This window comes from Actinoallomurus bryophytorum (assembly GCF_006716425.1).
In the GTDB taxonomy this organism is placed as follows: domain Bacteria; phylum Actinomycetota; class Actinomycetes; order Streptosporangiales; family Streptosporangiaceae; genus Actinoallomurus; species Actinoallomurus bryophytorum.
In genome coordinates, this window is sequence record NZ_VFOZ01000001.1 from 3,274,740 (window position 1) to 3,290,505 (window position 15,766).

At 67.0% G+C, this 15,766-nt stretch carries 14 protein-coding genes; 9 read left to right on the plus strand and 5 right to left on the minus strand.

The window, feature by feature from the left end; genetic code table 11:
- The first annotated feature begins 55 nt into the window (after window positions 1-55).
- A complete protein-coding gene (locus FB559_RS15235) occupies window positions 56-343 on the plus strand; it encodes a hypothetical protein (RefSeq protein WP_141956234.1) in 288 nt (95 codons plus the stop codon).
- 17 nt (window positions 344-360) lie between these two features.
- Complete coding sequence (locus FB559_RS15240; RefSeq protein WP_185792218.1) at window positions 361-1,122, plus strand: deoxyribonuclease IV; 762 nt, start codon at window positions 361-363, stop codon at window positions 1,120-1,122.
- Here FB559_RS15240 and FB559_RS15245 read toward each other — a convergent pair.
- From FB559_RS15245 to FB559_RS15270, 5 genes are all read right to left on the minus strand, one after another.
- The gene (locus FB559_RS15245) at window positions 1,105-1,518 is read right to left on the minus strand and encodes a barstar family protein (RefSeq protein ID WP_221640032.1); all 414 of its coding nucleotides are present in this window, start codon (window positions 1,516-1,518) and stop codon (window positions 1,105-1,107) included. The two genes, FB559_RS15240 and FB559_RS15245, sit on opposite strands and share 18 nt — an antisense overlap.
- Before the next feature lie 49 nt (window positions 1,519-1,567).
- Window positions 1,568-2,689, minus strand: coding sequence for a glycosyltransferase family protein (locus FB559_RS15250; RefSeq protein ID WP_185792219.1), 1,122 nt, complete (start codon window positions 2,687-2,689; stop codon window positions 1,568-1,570).
- On the minus strand, window positions 2,690-4,108 hold the full coding sequence (locus FB559_RS15255) for a glycosyltransferase family 87 protein (protein ID WP_141956235.1): 1,419 nt from the start codon (window positions 4,106-4,108) through the stop codon (window positions 2,690-2,692).
- A gap of 10 nt (window positions 4,109-4,118) precedes the next feature.
- On the minus strand, window positions 4,119-6,344 hold the full coding sequence (locus FB559_RS15260) for a transglycosylase domain-containing protein (RefSeq protein ID WP_141956236.1): 2,226 nt from the start codon (window positions 6,342-6,344) through the stop codon (window positions 4,119-4,121).
- A gap of 487 nt (window positions 6,345-6,831) precedes the next feature.
- The gene (locus FB559_RS15270; protein WP_141956238.1) at window positions 6,832-7,230 is read right to left on the minus strand and encodes a DUF5318 family protein; all 399 of its coding nucleotides are present in this window, start codon (window positions 7,228-7,230) and stop codon (window positions 6,832-6,834) included.
- 181 nt (window positions 7,231-7,411) lie between these two features.
- Here FB559_RS15270 and FB559_RS15275 point away from each other — a divergent pair, with 181 nt between their 5' ends.
- From FB559_RS15275 to FB559_RS15305, 7 genes are all read left to right on the plus strand, one after another.
- Window positions 7,412-7,981 (plus strand): PadR family transcriptional regulator, encoded by a 570-nt coding sequence (locus FB559_RS15275; RefSeq protein ID WP_141956239.1) that lies wholly within the window; start codon window positions 7,412-7,414, stop codon window positions 7,979-7,981.
- Window positions 7,982-8,028: 47 nt separating this feature from the next.
- A complete protein-coding gene (locus FB559_RS15280; protein ID WP_141956240.1) occupies window positions 8,029-9,108 on the plus strand; it encodes an inositol-3-phosphate synthase in 1,080 nt (359 codons plus the stop codon).
- A gap of 460 nt (window positions 9,109-9,568) precedes the next feature.
- The gene (locus FB559_RS15285) at window positions 9,569-11,377 is read left to right on the plus strand and encodes an ABC transporter substrate-binding protein (RefSeq protein WP_141956241.1); all 1,809 of its coding nucleotides are present in this window, start codon (window positions 9,569-9,571) and stop codon (window positions 11,375-11,377) included.
- 156 nt (window positions 11,378-11,533) lie between these two features.
- Window positions 11,534-12,634, plus strand: coding sequence for an ABC transporter ATP-binding protein (locus FB559_RS15290; protein ID WP_141956242.1), 1,101 nt, complete (start codon window positions 11,534-11,536; stop codon window positions 12,632-12,634).
- Window positions 12,631-13,710, plus strand: a complete 1,080-nt coding sequence (locus FB559_RS15295) for an ABC transporter ATP-binding protein (protein ID WP_141956243.1) — start codon at window positions 12,631-12,633, stop codon at window positions 13,708-13,710. Before FB559_RS15290 ends, FB559_RS15295 begins: the two co-directional genes overlap by 4 nt.
- A gap of 13 nt (window positions 13,711-13,723) precedes the next feature.
- Window positions 13,724-14,680: an ABC transporter permease gene (locus FB559_RS15300; protein ID WP_141956244.1), complete on the plus strand. Its 957-nt coding sequence runs from the start codon at window positions 13,724-13,726 to the stop codon at window positions 14,678-14,680.
- Window positions 14,681-14,689: 9 nt separating this feature from the next.
- The gene (locus FB559_RS15305; protein ID WP_141956245.1) at window positions 14,690-15,652 is read left to right on the plus strand and encodes an ABC transporter permease; all 963 of its coding nucleotides are present in this window, start codon (window positions 14,690-14,692) and stop codon (window positions 15,650-15,652) included.
- The last annotated feature ends 114 nt before the right edge of the window (window positions 15,653-15,766 follow it).

Consider the following 15,766-nt stretch of genomic DNA (forward strand, 5'->3'; position numbering starts at 1 on the left):
CCTGCCATATCGGGGGAATCACACAGGAAGCTACACAAAGGGGGGTATGCACGTAATGCCGCATGTACTCGCACGACATCAGATCCGGCGCCACAGCGCCCACCCGCGCGAGACCTCGCTCGCGGTGACCACACTCGTGGGCGGCCTGATCGCGGCCGTCTCGGGCATCGTGCACGCCGGACATTTCGTCGCGGTCTGCGTCGGCGTCGCGACCATCATCTTCGGCCTGTACTCCCAGCTCGTCTCGGCCACGACCAGTGAGCGCTGGATCAACGTCATCGGTATCGGGCTCGCGTTCGTCGGGGTCGGACTGGGCCTCTCGCACGGCGGCTTCACGCTCTGACGGTTAGGCTCGTCCGCATGGTGCGTATCGGAGCCCACGTCGACCAGACCGACCCTCTCGCCGCGGCCGCCGCGAAGAAGGCCGAGGCGGTGCAGTTCTTCCTCGGCGATCCGCAGGGGTGGAAAGCACCCGTGCTGCCCGAAAAACACGAGGAGATCCGCGACTCCGACGTCGACGTCTACGTGCACTCGCCGTACGTCGTCAACGTGGCGACCTCCAACAACCGCATCCGGATCCCGAGCCGCAAGATCCTCACCCAGCAGCTCGAGGGCGCGGCGAAGATCGGCGCGAAGGGCCTGATCGTCCATGGCGGCCACGTGCTCAAGAACGACGACCCGCAGGTCGGCTTCGACAACTGGCGCAAGGTCTTCGAGCGGATGGAGACCCCGACCCCCGTCCCGGTCCTGATCGAGAACACCGCCGGCGGCGACAACGCCATGGCCAGGATGCTGGAGCGCATCGCCCGGCTCTGGGACGCGCTGGACGGCTTCGACGTGGGGTTCTGCCTCGACACGTGTCACGCGCACGCGGCCGGCGAGGACCTCGTCGACGTCGTCGCCCGTGTGAAGGCCATCACCGGCCGGATCGACCTCGTCCACTGCAACGACAGCCGGGACGCCTTCGGCTCCGGCGCCGACCGCCACACCAACCTCGGTGACGGTCAGATCGACCCTGACCTGATCCTGGGCGTCGTACGCGAGGCGGGCGCACCGGTCATCGTGGAGACTCCCGGCGACGGCCAGGCGGCCGACATCGCCTGGCTACGCGACAACCTCTGAGTCGAGCAGGACCACCGCCATCGGCGTCGGCGTCGGCCGCCAGTAGGCGACGGCCGACGCGAGGACGTCCACGAGGGTGCGGTGGATCTCGGCCTCGGCCAGGTCCTGCCAGTGGTCGTACACCACGAGGTACCCGCGCGTGGCCGGCGCCCACGACAGGTCCTTGAGGCTGTCCTCCAAGGCGTCCCAGTTGTGGCCGAAGTAGGAGGGCAGCGCGAACTCCTCCTGGCACCGTTCGAGCAGCGCCGCCTTGTCGCGTACGCCGGTCGCGTCGAGCCAGAAGACCCGCCAGCCCGCCCGCTCGGCCTCGGTCACCCCGCGCGCCGCCTCGCGGCGGTCGGCGTGCCACGTGTGCATCCCGGGCTGCGTACGCCCGGTGAGCAGTTCCTCGATCATCCGGTCACCATCCCTACCTCGATCATGCTCCCGGAGGCCGGAATCCGCCTCATCCGGCCCATGAGCCGGAGGTGAACAACACGATCTCCCAGACGAGCAGCGGCACGGACAACAGGATCACCACGGCGTACACCGGGCGGCGGGAGGCCCCGATCGCGAGCCAGAGCGGCCACCACAGCAGTGTCGCCCGCCCGATCGACAGGTAGAAGGCGGACGTGAGCAGTGACGCCAGCGGCAGCCCGACGTACACCGCCTCCGGCCAGCGCCGCCGGAAGAGGAGCCAGCAGGTCAGCGCGACACCGACGACCGCCCCGGCGAGCTCCACCCGGAAGGCCCCGGTGAACTCGTTGTGCTCGCCGAACGCCGCCTGCCACGTGGTGTGGAACGCCTCCCACGGCCAGGCCAGCGAGCGCCCCCACCCCTCCTGCTGGGCGTGCTGCCAGGCCAGCCAGTCGCCCGTACGGCGCCACTGGTAGAGCGTGTAGACGGCGACGGGCAGGAACGGCATCACCAGCAGCGGGCTCAGCCGCCACCGCCGGTCGTTCACCAGGAACTCCACGATGAGCGCCACGGCCAGGAAGATCCCGGTGACGCGTACGCACGCCGCGCCCATCGCGCAGAGCATGGCGGCTTCCCAGCGATGCTGCCGGGCCAGTAGCCACGCCGGTATGGCGAACGCCAGGAACAGCGACTCGGAGTAGCCGGCGAACAGGAACACCGCGTACGGGCTGAGCAGCAGCGCGAGCACGGCCTTGGGCCCGGTCCCCGCGCCACCAAGGCGCGCCAGCGCGACCATCGCCACCCCGCCGGCCACGAGGCTGATCAGTAGCGCCGAGAGTTCCCAGCTCGGGACCGCGTAGTGGACCGTGCGGATCAGTATCGGCAGACCGGGGAAGAACGCCGGCAGCCCGGCGTCCGGCGGCCTGCCGGGATCGCCCCGGTAGCCGTACTTGGCGATCTCGATGAACAGGTCGACGTCCCACTGCGTCCATCGTTCGAGGAAGGAGTCCTTGAAGTCGCCGTACGACCAGATCGCCGCGACGCTCACGGACAGGACGAGGACGCCGAGGCGGGTGCCGGCCCAGGCGCCGAGCGCCGGCCGGTCGAGGCGGTGAGGGACCGGCGCGCGGCTTCGGGTACCGGCCGGGCCCCCACCCGTACGAGCCGCCACTCAGGCTGCCTGCGGTGCCAAGCGTCTCAGCATGAACCGGTCCGTGGCACCGTCCAGGACGCCGCCGGCCGGATCGTCCACGCCGTCGACGCGGACGATGTCGAGCCGGGGAACGAGTATGTCGATGACGACCAGCACGGCCAGCATCAGGACGGTCAGGAACCTCGCGAGCAGCGCGATGTAGTAGACGCCGTCGTCGATTCCGAGGGCCGGGGCGTGACCGGAGAACACCGCGGACAGCGTGTCGGACAGGCCCATGCCCGGCTGTTCGAGCGAGCCGGCCAGCAGGTACCACCAGATGCCGAAGAAGTAGATGATCTCCCCGGCCTGCCACACCAGGTACGCCGGCAGCTTGGGCCTGGCCAGCGCGATCACGGGCAGCAGCCACAGGATGTACTGCGGCGACCAGACCTTGTTGGTGAGCAGGAACGCCGCGAGGACCAGGAAGAGCACCTGCGGCAGCCGCGGGCGCCGGGGCGCGAGGAGCACGAGGGCGGCGATCCCCACCGCCAGCACCCCGAACCCGGCCTCGCCCATGAGGTTGAGCGTCGGCACGTTGTCGACCGACGTCAGTCCCTTGCGGCCGGCCATGAAGAAGATCGAGCCCCAGTCGACCGGCCGCTGCTGGTTGAACGTGTAGAAGCGGCTCCAGCTGTCGAAGGCCAGCAGCATGATCGGCACATTCACGACGAGCCAGGCGATGACCGCCCCCGCGAGAAGGCGGCCGAACTCCCGCAGTTTGCCGGCCCGCAGGCAGAGCAGGAACAGCGGGCCCAGGAACAGCAACGGGTAGAACTTGGCGGCCACGCCGAGGCCGAGCAGCACCCCGGCCGTGGCGACATGACGTCGCGCCCACGCCACCACGGCGAGCGCGGACAGGGCGACGGCCAGCAGGTCCCAGTTGATGTATGCCGACAGCAGCAGCGCCGGAGACGCGGCGACGAGCAGGCCGGTCCGCATCCCGTGCCGGCCCGAGGAGTACGCCACGGCGAGCACGGTGGCCAGGGCACAGAGCATCAGGCCGACGACGGTGAGGTCGTAGAACCACATGCCGCGCGAGACGGCGTCCGGCCCGCCGAACCAGCGCGAGATCACCGCCATGACGTGCATGAACCCGCCGGTGAGCACGGGGTACTCCACCGGTTCCGGGATCTTGTCGAGGTAGGGGATCTTGCCGTCGGCCAGCCCGCGCCCGAAGTAGAGCGGATAGATGTCGGTGTAGCAGGCGTTGCGGACCGTCGGCACGAAGTCGAAGCCGGCCCCGCGACAGGGCAGCTTCTGCACATACCCGAGGACCGAGACGACCACAGTGGTGGCGAAGAGCGCGGGCACCAGATGCCACGGCCCGGTACGTACGGCGGCGGGGCCGGAGGAGCCCGCGGCTCCTCCGGCCCCGTCGATCAGCTGGGGCTCGCCCATGACGGTGGCGCTAGTCCTTCAGCGGCCTTGCGGCCTGCGCTTGTGTGTCCTGGCCACCGCCGCCGCCACCGCCGCCACCGCCGCCACCGGGGCCGCCGGGGCGAGGCGGCGTCGACTGGCAACCCACGATGCCGCAGGTCGGGTGGTCCGTCGGGTCGCCGGTCGGCGGTGGGCACCCTGGTCGGTTCGGATGCAGCTGGCAGTTCTGCCCCTGGTCGCCGCCGTTCGGGTCCTGCTTGCAGTGATCCCTCATCGGGTTCTGGTTCGGCAGACACGTCGGCGTCTCCGTCGGTGTCGGCGTCGCGGACGGGGGCGGCGTCTGGCCCTGGTCGGTGTCGCCCACGTAGGCCGGCGGTTCGAAGTGCGTGACGTCGCTGTACTTGCTCTCGCTCAGAGCCCCGGTCATGTAGTCATGCCAGATCTGCGCCGGGAGATCTCCACCGTTGACCAACGCGTAGTCGCCGACATGCTGAAGGGGGTACGAATGAGCCTTGATGTGGCGCTTCGGGTCCTTGTCCCTGTAGCGCCACATGCCGACGGTCGTCACCATCTGCTTCGGCGTGAAGCCGGAGAACCAGGCCGCGACGTTGTCGTTGGTGGTACCGGTCTTGCCCGCGATCTCCCGGCCGGGGATGGCCGCCCTCTTGCCGGTCCCCTTACTCACCACGGCCTGCATGGCGTACTGCACGTCGCGCGAGACATCGTCGCTGAAGGCCGTCCGCTTCTCGAGCTTGGGCGAGGTCCTCTTTCCGCTGGGCTCGATGACGTACCGGATGCTGTGCGGGGTGATGTACTGCCCGCCGTTGGCGATGGTGGAGTAGCCACTGGCCTGGTTGATCGGGGCGAAGTCCGACTGGCCGAGGAAGAAACCACCTTCGCCGCGATGTCCGTCATCCAGCCCGTGCACGGGCAGTCCCGCGTCCTTTGCGAGGTTGTAGACGTTCTGCGACCCCGCCTTGAAGCCCAGCGGTACGTAGACCGTGTTGAGGGAGTCCGCCGTCGCATCGACAAGGTTGACGTACGGGTTCGGTGAGTTCGCCTCGTCGTTGCTGAACTCACTCGCACCGGGGGTGTGCGCCGCGACCCGGTCACCATCGGTGTTGAACCACCCTGGTGACAGGCCGTTGAACTGGGTCTTGAGACTGATGCCGCTCTTCAGCGCGGCGGCCAGCACATACGGCTTGAAGGACGATCCGACCTGAGCCGTCGAGTAGTAGGCGTCGTCCACCTGGCGTTTGATGAAGTCCGATCCGCCGTAGGCGGCAAGGATCTCGCCCTTGGTCGGATCCATCGAGACCAGGCCCACACGGGTGTAGGGCGGCATGTTGTGGGCGTGCAGGTCCTGCTCGACGGTGCTCTGGGCCTTGGCCTGGAGCTTCTTGTCCCAGCTCGTGTAGACCTTCAGGCCGCCATTCTCGATCTTCGTGTCGGAGTACCCGAGTCCGCTGAGGGCGTTGTGCACGCGTTCGTACATAAAGCCCTTCTGGCCCGCGTTGGCGTTGCCCTTCTTGACCGCGATGACCTTCGGCAGATGGTCCTTGTATTTCAGGAAGTCGGCCTGGGAGAGCTTGCCGATCTTGACCATGCCGTCGAGGACGAAGTTGTACCGCTCGATGGTGTCGTTCAGGTGACCCTTTTCGGCGGGGTCGTAGTAGCCCGGCTGCTTGACCGTGGCGGCGAGCACCGCGGCCTGCGGAACCGTGAGGTCCTTGGCGTGGACGCCGTAGTAGGCCTCGGCCGCGGCCTCGACGCCGTTCGCCCCACGGCCGAAGAAGATCGTGTTCAGGTAGTTCTGCAGGATCATGTCCTTGTCCTGCTGCTTGCCCACCTTGACCGAGATGAAGATCTCTTTGAACTTACGAGTGATCGTCTGTTCTTGGCTCAGGTAGGCGTTCTTGACGTACTGCTGGGTGATGGTCGAGCCACCCTGCGTGTCGCCGCCGGAAAGGTCGTTGATGACCGCGCGGCCGATGCCCGTGGGCGAGATCGCCGACTCGTGGTAGAACTTCCGGTCCTCCGCGGCGAGCACCGCGGCCTGCATGTTCGGCGAGATCTTGCTGAGCGGGACGATCGTACGGGAGCTGCCGATCTTCATCATCGGGCTGCCGTCGCTCCAGTAGACCTGCGCGCCCTGCTCCGTGCTGTCCTCGTTGACCGTGGGCACCTTCACCATCGCGTACGCGACGCCGACCATGCAGATGGTCGCGAGTGTGCCGATGCCGAACGCGGCGAGCAAGATCTTCCAGGAGGGGACGAAACGGCGCCAACCGGTCTTCTTCGGCTTCCCGCGTCCACGACGACCACCGCCACTACCGCTACCACTGCCGCTGTCGGCACGCCGGCGACCAGGTCCGCCGGGGCCACCCGGGCCACGTGGACCGCCGGGCCTTCCAGGGCCTCCGGGACCCCCGGGCCCGCCGGGGCCTCCAGGGCCGCCCGTACGACGCGGGGGGCCGCCGCCCTGGCCCGGCGGGCCGCCGAGCCGGTCAACGCCACCCGAAGGTGAGCCGCTGGGCAACTGCGGCAGGTTGGACCGCCCGACCGGCGTCTGCGGCCGGGTCGGTGCAGGCCTATCAGATCCCGATGGCCCGTACTCTGGCCCGTAATCGCCTCTGTAACTCACGCGACCTCGTTCACTGGGGTACGGCGTTCAATCCGTCCGACAGTACTGGGGTGGGCAAGTCGGCGTGACCGCCTGTCGGGGTTTCCACGTCAGAACGTGGCTATGTCCGTGCGGTTCGACCCTCGTCAGACTCGGCTTCCCCATGTCCAAGTACGTACGAGAGAGTCAAGTGGTTCCAGCCACAACTTTGGCATACTTCGACCACATACGCCCGGAACTCCCCGAATTCCCGGGCCATCTCCTGTAGCTCGTGCGTGGCCTTGACGCGCCCCGCGTAGCGACCCAGTTGGTCGCCGTACACGTAGGTCACATGGGTCAGGCGTTCCTTCTCACACACCGGGCAGGTCGCCTCAGTCGGCTCACCGTGGTACTTCGCCGCCCTGAGCAGGTATGGATGCGCGTCGCAGGCGTCATCGACGGTCAGCCCGCCGGAGAAAAGGTCGGCCAGCGTGGCTCGCCGGGCGAGCCCGTAGTCGACCACCATTCGCTGCGACCACATGCCAGCAGACTACGACGGCCCGCAAGACCCCGGCCTCCCGGTCATGCCCTCGATCTCCACCCGTCACGGGCGACTCGCGGAACCCGCGCTTGCGACGGACAGGCGTCGGACGTATCTTTGCGATGTATCGACTCGATACATTCGAGCGATACATCGAGACGAGTGGTCGAGCGGAGGATCCATGAGAAGCAAGGGTGGCGTGCTCGAGCTCGCCGTGCTCGGGCTGCTTCATGAGTCTCCGATGCACGGGTACGAGCTGCGCAAGCGGCTCAACACCCTGCTCGGGGTGTTCCGCGCGTTCTCCTACGGCTCGCTCTACCCGTGCCTGAAGCAACTGCTCGGGCAGGGGCTGATCATGGAGGAGGACCAGGAGACCGTCGCGGTGCGTCCGGCCGCCACGCGCCGCTCAAAAATCGTCTACAAGCTCACCGCCGAAGGGAAGGAGCGCCTGCAGGAGCTCCTCTCCGAGGCAGGCCCCGCCTCCTGGGAGGACGAGGGCTTCGGAGTGCACTTCGCCTTCTTCGCTCACACCCGCGCCGACGTACGGTTGCGGATTCTCGAAGGCCGGCGCAGCCGCCTCGAAGAACGACGGGAAGGCGTACGCGCCGCGCTGGCCCGCACTCGGGAACGCGTCGACAACTACACGCTCGAGCTGCAACAGCACGGGCTGGAGTCGGTCGAGCGCGAGGTCCGGTGGCTCAACGAGCTGATCGGGCGCGAGCGCGCACAACAAGACGAAGAGAACCGCTGAGAGACGCGAGCGCGTCCCGGCATCTAGAGAAAAAAGGAGCACCCCGCATGGGTTCAGTGCGCGTCGCCATTGTCGGTGTAGGCAACTGCGCGAGCTCGCTCGTTCAGGGAGTCGAGTACTACAAGGACGCCTCGACCGACCTGCGCGTCCCCGGCCTGATGCACGTCCAGTTCGGCGAGTACCACGTCGGTGACGTGGAGTTCGTCGCGGCGTTCGACGTGGACGCCAAGAAGGTCGGCCGTGACCTGTCCGAGGCGATCGTGGCCAGCGAGAACAACACGATCAAGATCTGTGATGTCCCGCCCTCCGGCATCACGGTGCAGCGTGGCCACACCTTCGACGGTCTCGGCGAGTACTACCGCGAGATCATCCAGGAGTCCGACGAGTCGCCGGTGGACGTCGTCCAGGTGCTCAAGGACACCCAGGCCGACGTGCTCGTGTCCTACCTGCCGGTGGGTTCCGAGGCGGCCGACCGCTTCTACGCCCAGGCCTGTCTGGACGCCAAGGTCGCGTTCGTCAACGCGCTGCCGGTCTTCATCGCCAGCGACCCGACGTGGGCCCAGAAGTTCACCGACGCCGGCGTGCCGATCGTCGGTGACGACATCAAGTCCCAGGTCGGCGCCACCATCACGCACCGCGTCATGGCCAAGCTGTTCGAGGACCGCGGCGTTGAGCTGCTGCGCACGTACCAGCTCAACTTCGGCGGCAACATGGACTTCATGAACATGCTGGAGCGCAAGCGCCTACAGTCCAAGAAGATCTCCAAGACCCAGTCGGTCACCTCCCAGATCCCGCACGAGATGGCAAAGGCCGACGTGCACATCGGCCCGTCGGACCACGTGCCGTGGCTGGACGACCGCAAGTGGGCCTACGTCCGCCTCGAGGGCCGTTCCTTTGGTGACACCCCGCTGAACCTGGAGTACAAGCTCGAGGTCTGGGACTCCCCGAACTCCGCCGGCGTCATCATCGACGCCGTGCGCGCCGCGAAGATCGCCAAGGACCGCGGCATCGGCGGCCCGATCCTGTCGGCGAGCTCGTACTTCATGAAGTCGCCCCCCATTCAGTACAACGACGACGAGGCCCGCCAGGCGGTAGAGGACTTCATCGCCGGCGACGTGGAGCGGTAACGACCTCGCGAACCAACGCGAGCGCTGGAACAACGAGGAGGCCCGTACGCCATGGCGTACGGGCCTCCTCGTGTCTGCTACCTGCGATAACGGCATACAATCCCGTTTGACAGATGGCCGCGGCCGACGAACCACGGGGTTCGGGGTGCGAGCACGAGCGGTCCCGGGCCACCCCGTCACCAACGAGATGTGGGAGCGGATGAGCTCGAGCGGAGCGACGGCACCGTTCATGTGGAGTACTCGCCTACGACACGTAGGGCAATGTCCTTTAACGGTATGTCATCACTTGTCACGGACTTGTCTCACGATCCGAACGGTTGAGTAACCAGTACCACTCTTTACCATTCTGAGCTGGACAGCGACCCCGGCTCAGGGGTGTTCTCGCACCTTGAGGCGTGCCTGCCCCGGCATGCTTTGACCCCATAAGGTAAGACGGCCGCAGGGCCGGAGGAGGACGTACATGACTGGGAGAACGACGGGGTTGAAGGCAGCGGCCGCGATCGGCGTGCTGGCTGTCGCCCTTGCCGCGTGTGGCGGCGGGAGCGGCGACAGCGATAGCTCCGATAGCGGTACGCCCGTCAAGGGTGGCACACTCAAGATCGTCGGCGCTGGAGATGTCGACCACCTTGACACCGCCTCTGGCTACACGACTGTGGCCGACTCTTTGGCACGTGCGTGGGCTCGCCGGCTCTTCAGCTACAAGTCGAGCAACGACCAGGCCGAAGGCAGCCAGGTCGTGCCGGACATCGCCACGGAGGTGCCGACGACCGCCAACGGCGGTATCAGCGCCGATGGCAAGACGTACACGGTCAAGATGCGTCCCGGTGTCCAGTGGAACACCCAGCCGCCGCGTGACGTGGTCGCCGACGATGTGGTGCGCGGCCTCAAGCGGCTGTGCAACCCCAACCCGAACGGCACTTCCGGCGGGGCCGGCTACTACAAGCAGACCATCGTGGGAATGTCCGCGTACTGCGACGGCTTCGCCAAGGTGAAGAAGGACGACGCCAAGGCGATCGCCGACTACCAGAACGGCCACGACATCAGCGGCCTCTCGGCCAAGGACGACCACACCGTGGTGTTCAAGCTGACGCAGCCGGCGACGGACTTCCTCAACATCCTCGCGATGTCGTTCGCCACCCCGGCGCCCAAGGAATACGACGCCTACGTTCCGGACAGCGACGAGTTCCGCCAGCACACGATCTCCAACGGCCCGTACCAGATCACGAAGTACGTGGCCACCAAGGAGATCGACCTGGGGCGCAACCCGGCGTGGAAGCCCGAGACCGACACGCTGCGCAAGGCCTACGTCGACGGGATCCAGGTCACTGAGGGCCAGGCCTCCCCGGACGCGGCCGAGCAGCAGGTCGAGGCCGGCACGGCGGACCTGCTCTGGGACCACGCGGTCCCGACGACCACCATCGCCACGATGAAGGCATCGAAGGACAAGCGCCTCGGCATCTTCCCGGGTGCGAACTCCAACCCGATGCTGCGGTTCAACTTCCAGAGCCCGAACAACAACAAGGCGATGGCGAACCTCAAGGTCCGTCAGGCGATCGAGTACGCGGTCAACAAGGACGCGCTCGCGAAGATCTACGGCGGCACGGCCATCAACAAGCCGCTGTCGACGGTGCTTCCCCCCGGCAGCACCGGCTACCAGGCGTCGGACATCTACCCCTCGCCGAACTACCAGGGCGATATCGCCAAGTGCAAGGCCACCCTGGCCGAGGGCCTCAAGGAGGTCGGCGTCAGCAACCTGTCGCTGACCTACGTCTACCGCAACTCCAGCAACCACCCCAAGGTGACGCAGTCGGTCGCGGACAACCTGAAGGCCTGCGGGATCCAGACCAAGCTGGTCTCGACGACGCCGGACGACTTCTACGGCAAGTTCCTGTCGGCCACGGCTCCGTCCAAGGAAGGCAAGTGGGACATCGCCGCCCCCGGCTGGGTCGCCGACTGGCCCGGCAACAACGCGCGCGCGTTCCTGGTGCCGCTGTTCGACGGCCGTACCTGCGGTGAGGGTTCGACCAACTACGGCTGCTACAACAGCCCGACCACCAACAAGCTGATCGACCAGGCGCTCAAGGCCAAGACCCAGCAAGAGGCTGCCGGTCTTTGGACGCAGGCCGACCAGCAGATCATGAAGGACGCGGCGTTCGTGCCCTTCATGGTGCAGCTGACCCCGCTGACTCGCTCGAACCGGGTGCACAACGCCCTGTTCTCGCAGACGGCGCAGCTGTACGACTACACCAACATTTGGCTGAGCAAGTAGTACGCCCAGATCAGTGACCACGTGGGCGGGCAGCCCGACGAGGGCTGCCCGCCCACACTGGTGTGTGAGAAGTCCCGAGTCACCCTCGTGACAGCGTCGTACACCACCTAATCTGGGACGACGCAAAATTTTCAACAATCCCTCAAGGGGAGATGCATGAGCCTTCTCGAGGTCACCGACCTACAGGTCTCATTCAATACCTCGGACGGCGTGGTTCAGGCGGTTCGCGGTATCAGCTTCAGCATCGAGCCCGGCCGGACACTCGGCATCGTGGGCGAGTCGGGATCGGGCAAGAGCGTCTCTACACAGACGCTGCTCGGACTCAACTCCGGTGCTCGTGTCAGCGGTAGTGCCCTCTTCGAGGGGCAGGACCTGCTCGCGATGAATCCTGATCAGCTGCGCCGGATCCGCGGAGCCCAGATCAGCATGATCTTCCAGGATCCTCTGTCCAGTCTGCACCCTCTGTACAAAGTGGGCTGGCAGATCGTTGAAATGATCCGCACCCACGAGCCGGAGGTGGGCAAGGCCGCGGCGCGCAAGCGTGCGGTCGAGCTCCTCGCCATGGTCGGGATCCCGCAGCCGGACCGGCGCGTCGACGACTTCCCCCACCAGTTCTCCGGCGGCATGCGGCAGCGCGCGATGATCGCGATGGCACTCGCGCTCAGCCCCAAGCTGATCATCGCTGACGAGCCGACCACGGCGCTGGACGCAACGGTCCAGGCGCAGATCCTCGACCTCATGCAGCGGCTGCAGCGGGAGTTCGACACGGCGCTCATCATGATCACGCACGACCTGGGCGTGATCGCCGACATCGCGGACGACGTGCTCGTGATGTACGCGGGAAAGCCGGTCGAGCACACCGACCGCCGGTCGCTCTACTACCGGCCGCATCACCCCTATACCAAGGGCCTGCTCGAGTCGATCCCCCTGTCCACCGGTGCGAGCGAGCGCCTGACCCCCATCCCCGGCCAGCCTCCGAGCCTGATCAACCTGCCCACCGGCTGCTCGTTCCATCCGCGATGTGCCTACGTCATGGACAAGTGCATCACCGATGGGCCGGAGCTGCGTGCGGTGGGCGCCGAGGCCGACGACGGAGTACGCCACGACTCGGCCTGCTGGCTGCCCAGAGCGGCGACCGGCCTCACCGCCGAAGCCGAGCAGCTCCGCACCAATGCCGCCCTCGAGGGTCGTACGGGCGCGGCGAAGAAGATCGCCGATCAGATCGCCGGCGAAGTGAAGGGACCGGTCGCCTCATGAGCGATGTCACCGGAGGCGGTGACGTCCTCGTCAACATCGAGGACGTGTACAAGCACTTCCCCATCAAGCAGGGGATCGTCTTCCAGCGGGAGGTCGCTCGCGTTCATGCCGTCGACGGCGTGAACCTCGAGGTCCGCCGCGGCGAGACGCTCGGCATCGTCGGCGAGACGGGCTGTGGCAAGTCGACCCTGGCACGCTGCATCACCGGGCTGCACCCGGTCACCAAGGGCCGGATCGTCTTCGACGGCACCGACATCACCGAGCTCGGCCGCCGGCAGATGAAGACCTTCCGCCGCGACGTGCAGATGATCTTCCAGGACCCGTACGGCTCGCTGAACCCGCGCCGCCGCGTCGGCTCGATCATCGGTGACCCGTTCACCATCCACAACATCGCCGATGGCGCGGAGCGCAAGAAGCGCGTCCAGGAGCTCATGGAGCTGGTCGGGCTCAACCCCGAGCACTTCAACCGTTTCCCGGCGGAGTTCTCCGGCGGACAGCGGCAGCGCATCGGCGTCGCCAGGGCGCTGGCGCTGCGTCCCAAGCTGATCGTCTGCGACGAGCCGGTGTCGGCGCTGGACGTGTCGATCCAGGCCCAGGTCATCAACCTGCTCAAGGATCTGCAGCGCGAGCTCGGCCTGACCTACGTCTTCATCGCGCACGACCTGTCGGTCGTCCGGCACGTCAGCGACCGGGTCGCGGTCATGTACCTCGGGCGGATCGCCGAGCTGTCGGATGGCGAGACGCTGTACGAGCGCCCGCGCCACCCGTACACCAACGCGCTCCTGTCGGCGGCCTCGATCGCCGACCCGGACCGTGCGGAGAAGCGCGAGCGGATCGTGCTGTTCGGGGACGTGCCGTCGCCGATCAACCCGCCGTCCGGCTGCCGCTTCCACCCTCGGTGCCCCAAGGCGCAGGAACGCTGCACCGTGGAGGAGCCGGTTCTCAGCGTTACGAGCGGCGACCCGGACAACCACATCACCGCCTGCCATTTCCCGGTCGAGGCGGGTGAGCGTCTGGCTGAAGAGAGGGCCACGATCGAGCAGCAGTCCACCGAGCCGACGCTCCCGAGCGCCTAACCAGGAAGTCACCATGAGTCTGATAGATCTCGAGGCCGAGGTCCCCCCGGCCGAGGCCGAAGAGGCCCGCGCCATCAAGGGACGCACGCCTTGGCAGCTCGCCTGGGCCCGGCTGCGCCAGGACAAAATCGCCATCATCTCGGCAGTGGTCATCGTCCTGATCCTCTTGATGGCCGTCTGCGCGCCGCTGCTGACGCACTGGTTCGGCACCGATCCGACGAAGACCAACACCAACACCGGGCTGGACCCCGATGGCCTGCCCATCGGACCCGGCGCCCATCACCTGCTCGGCACCGACGAGCTCGGCCGGGACATCTTCTCCCGTGCCATCTACGGTGCCCGCGTCTCTCTTGAGGTCGGTCTCATCTCCACGCTGATCGCCACGATCATCGGCGTGGCCATCGGCCTGGTCGCCGGTTACTACTCCGGCTGGCTCGATTCTGCCCTATCCCGGGTGCTGGAGATCGTGCTCTCCTTCCCCTATCTGATCGTGGCGCTCGTCGTGGCCGCCACCATCGGCCCCAGCGAGACAGGTGAGATCTGCGTCATCAGCGCCTTCTCCTTCGCCGCCATCGCGAGAGTCGTGCGCGGCCAGGTGATCCAGATCAAGGCGAGGGAGTACATCGAGGCGGCGCGTTCGCTCGGTGCCAGCAACCTGCGGATCATGGTCATCGACATCCTGCCGAACCTCCTCGCCCCCGTGATCGTCCTGGCGACGCTGCTGATCCCCACGGCGATCGTGACGGAGTCGACACTGACCTTCCTCGGCGCCGGCGTCGACATCCGCATCCCCAGCTGGGGCGGCATGCTCAGCGAGTCGACGCAGTACTACCGGGTCGCCTGGTGGTACCTGTTCGTCCCGAGCGGTCTGCTGCTGCTCACCACACTGGCGTTCAACATGCTCGGCGACGGCGTGCGCGACGCGCTCGACCCGCGCAGCGAACGCGTACTGGCCAAGGCCGGAAAGTAGAGGCCGGCGATGCTTCGATTCCTCATCCGCCGGCTCCTGCTCGGCGTGCTCACGTTGTGGCTCGTCTCGACGAGCGTGTTCATTCTCGCGTACTGGGTGCCGAACGACCCGGCCCGTGCGATCGCGGGCGAACGCGCCACCCAGGAGATGGTCAACAACATCCGCAGGGCCCTGGGCCTGGACGACCCGCTCATCGTCCAGTACGGCCGCTACATGGGTCACCTGGTCAAGTTCGACCTGGGCAGGTCCTACGTCAACGGCGGCACCAGCGTCTGGACGCTGGTGCAGGGCGCGCTGCCCACCACCGTGTGGCTGGTCTTCGGCGCCGGCATCATCTGGCTCGCCTTCGGCATCATCACCGGTGTCGTCAGCGCGACCAAGGCGCGCAGCCTCTTCGACCGGGCATCGACGGTCTTCGTCCTCATCGGGCTTTCGATTCCGCCGGCCGTCCTCGCGCTCACCCTGACGTACGTGCTGTTCTTCAAGCTGCGCACCAACGGCGTCGCCCTGTTCGACGTGGGCCCGCCCGGTAGCCCCTTCAGCGACCCCACCCTCTTCCTGTCGCGCATGGTGCTGCCGTGGGCGGCGCTGGCGTACCTGACCACCGCCACCTACACACGGCTGACCCGTAGCTCCATGCTCGAAGTGCTGGGCGAGGACTACATCCGGACGGCGCGTTCCAAGGGCCTTCCGGAGCGCCGCGTGCTGTACCGGCACGCGCTGCGGGCCGCGCTCACTCCGGTCATCACCCAGTTCGGCGTCGACATCGGCTACCTGATCGGCGGCACGCTGGTCACCGAGTCCGTGTTCGGTCTCAACGGGTTCGGCGCGCTGATCGTGCACTCGCTCAACATCGGGGACACCCCGACGATCATCGGCTGCACGATCTTCGTGGCACTCTTCATCGTGGTCGCGAACCTTCTCGTCGACATCTTGTACTCCTTCCTCGACCCCCGTGTCCGGGTCAGCTGACCAGGCACATCACCCGTAACGGCGGTTCACGGCCGGCGACCTTCGAAGGAAGGCGCCGGCCGTCCGCGTTCCCGTGCCGCCGGACGGGCCGTGTCTGACCTGACCATTCGCTGA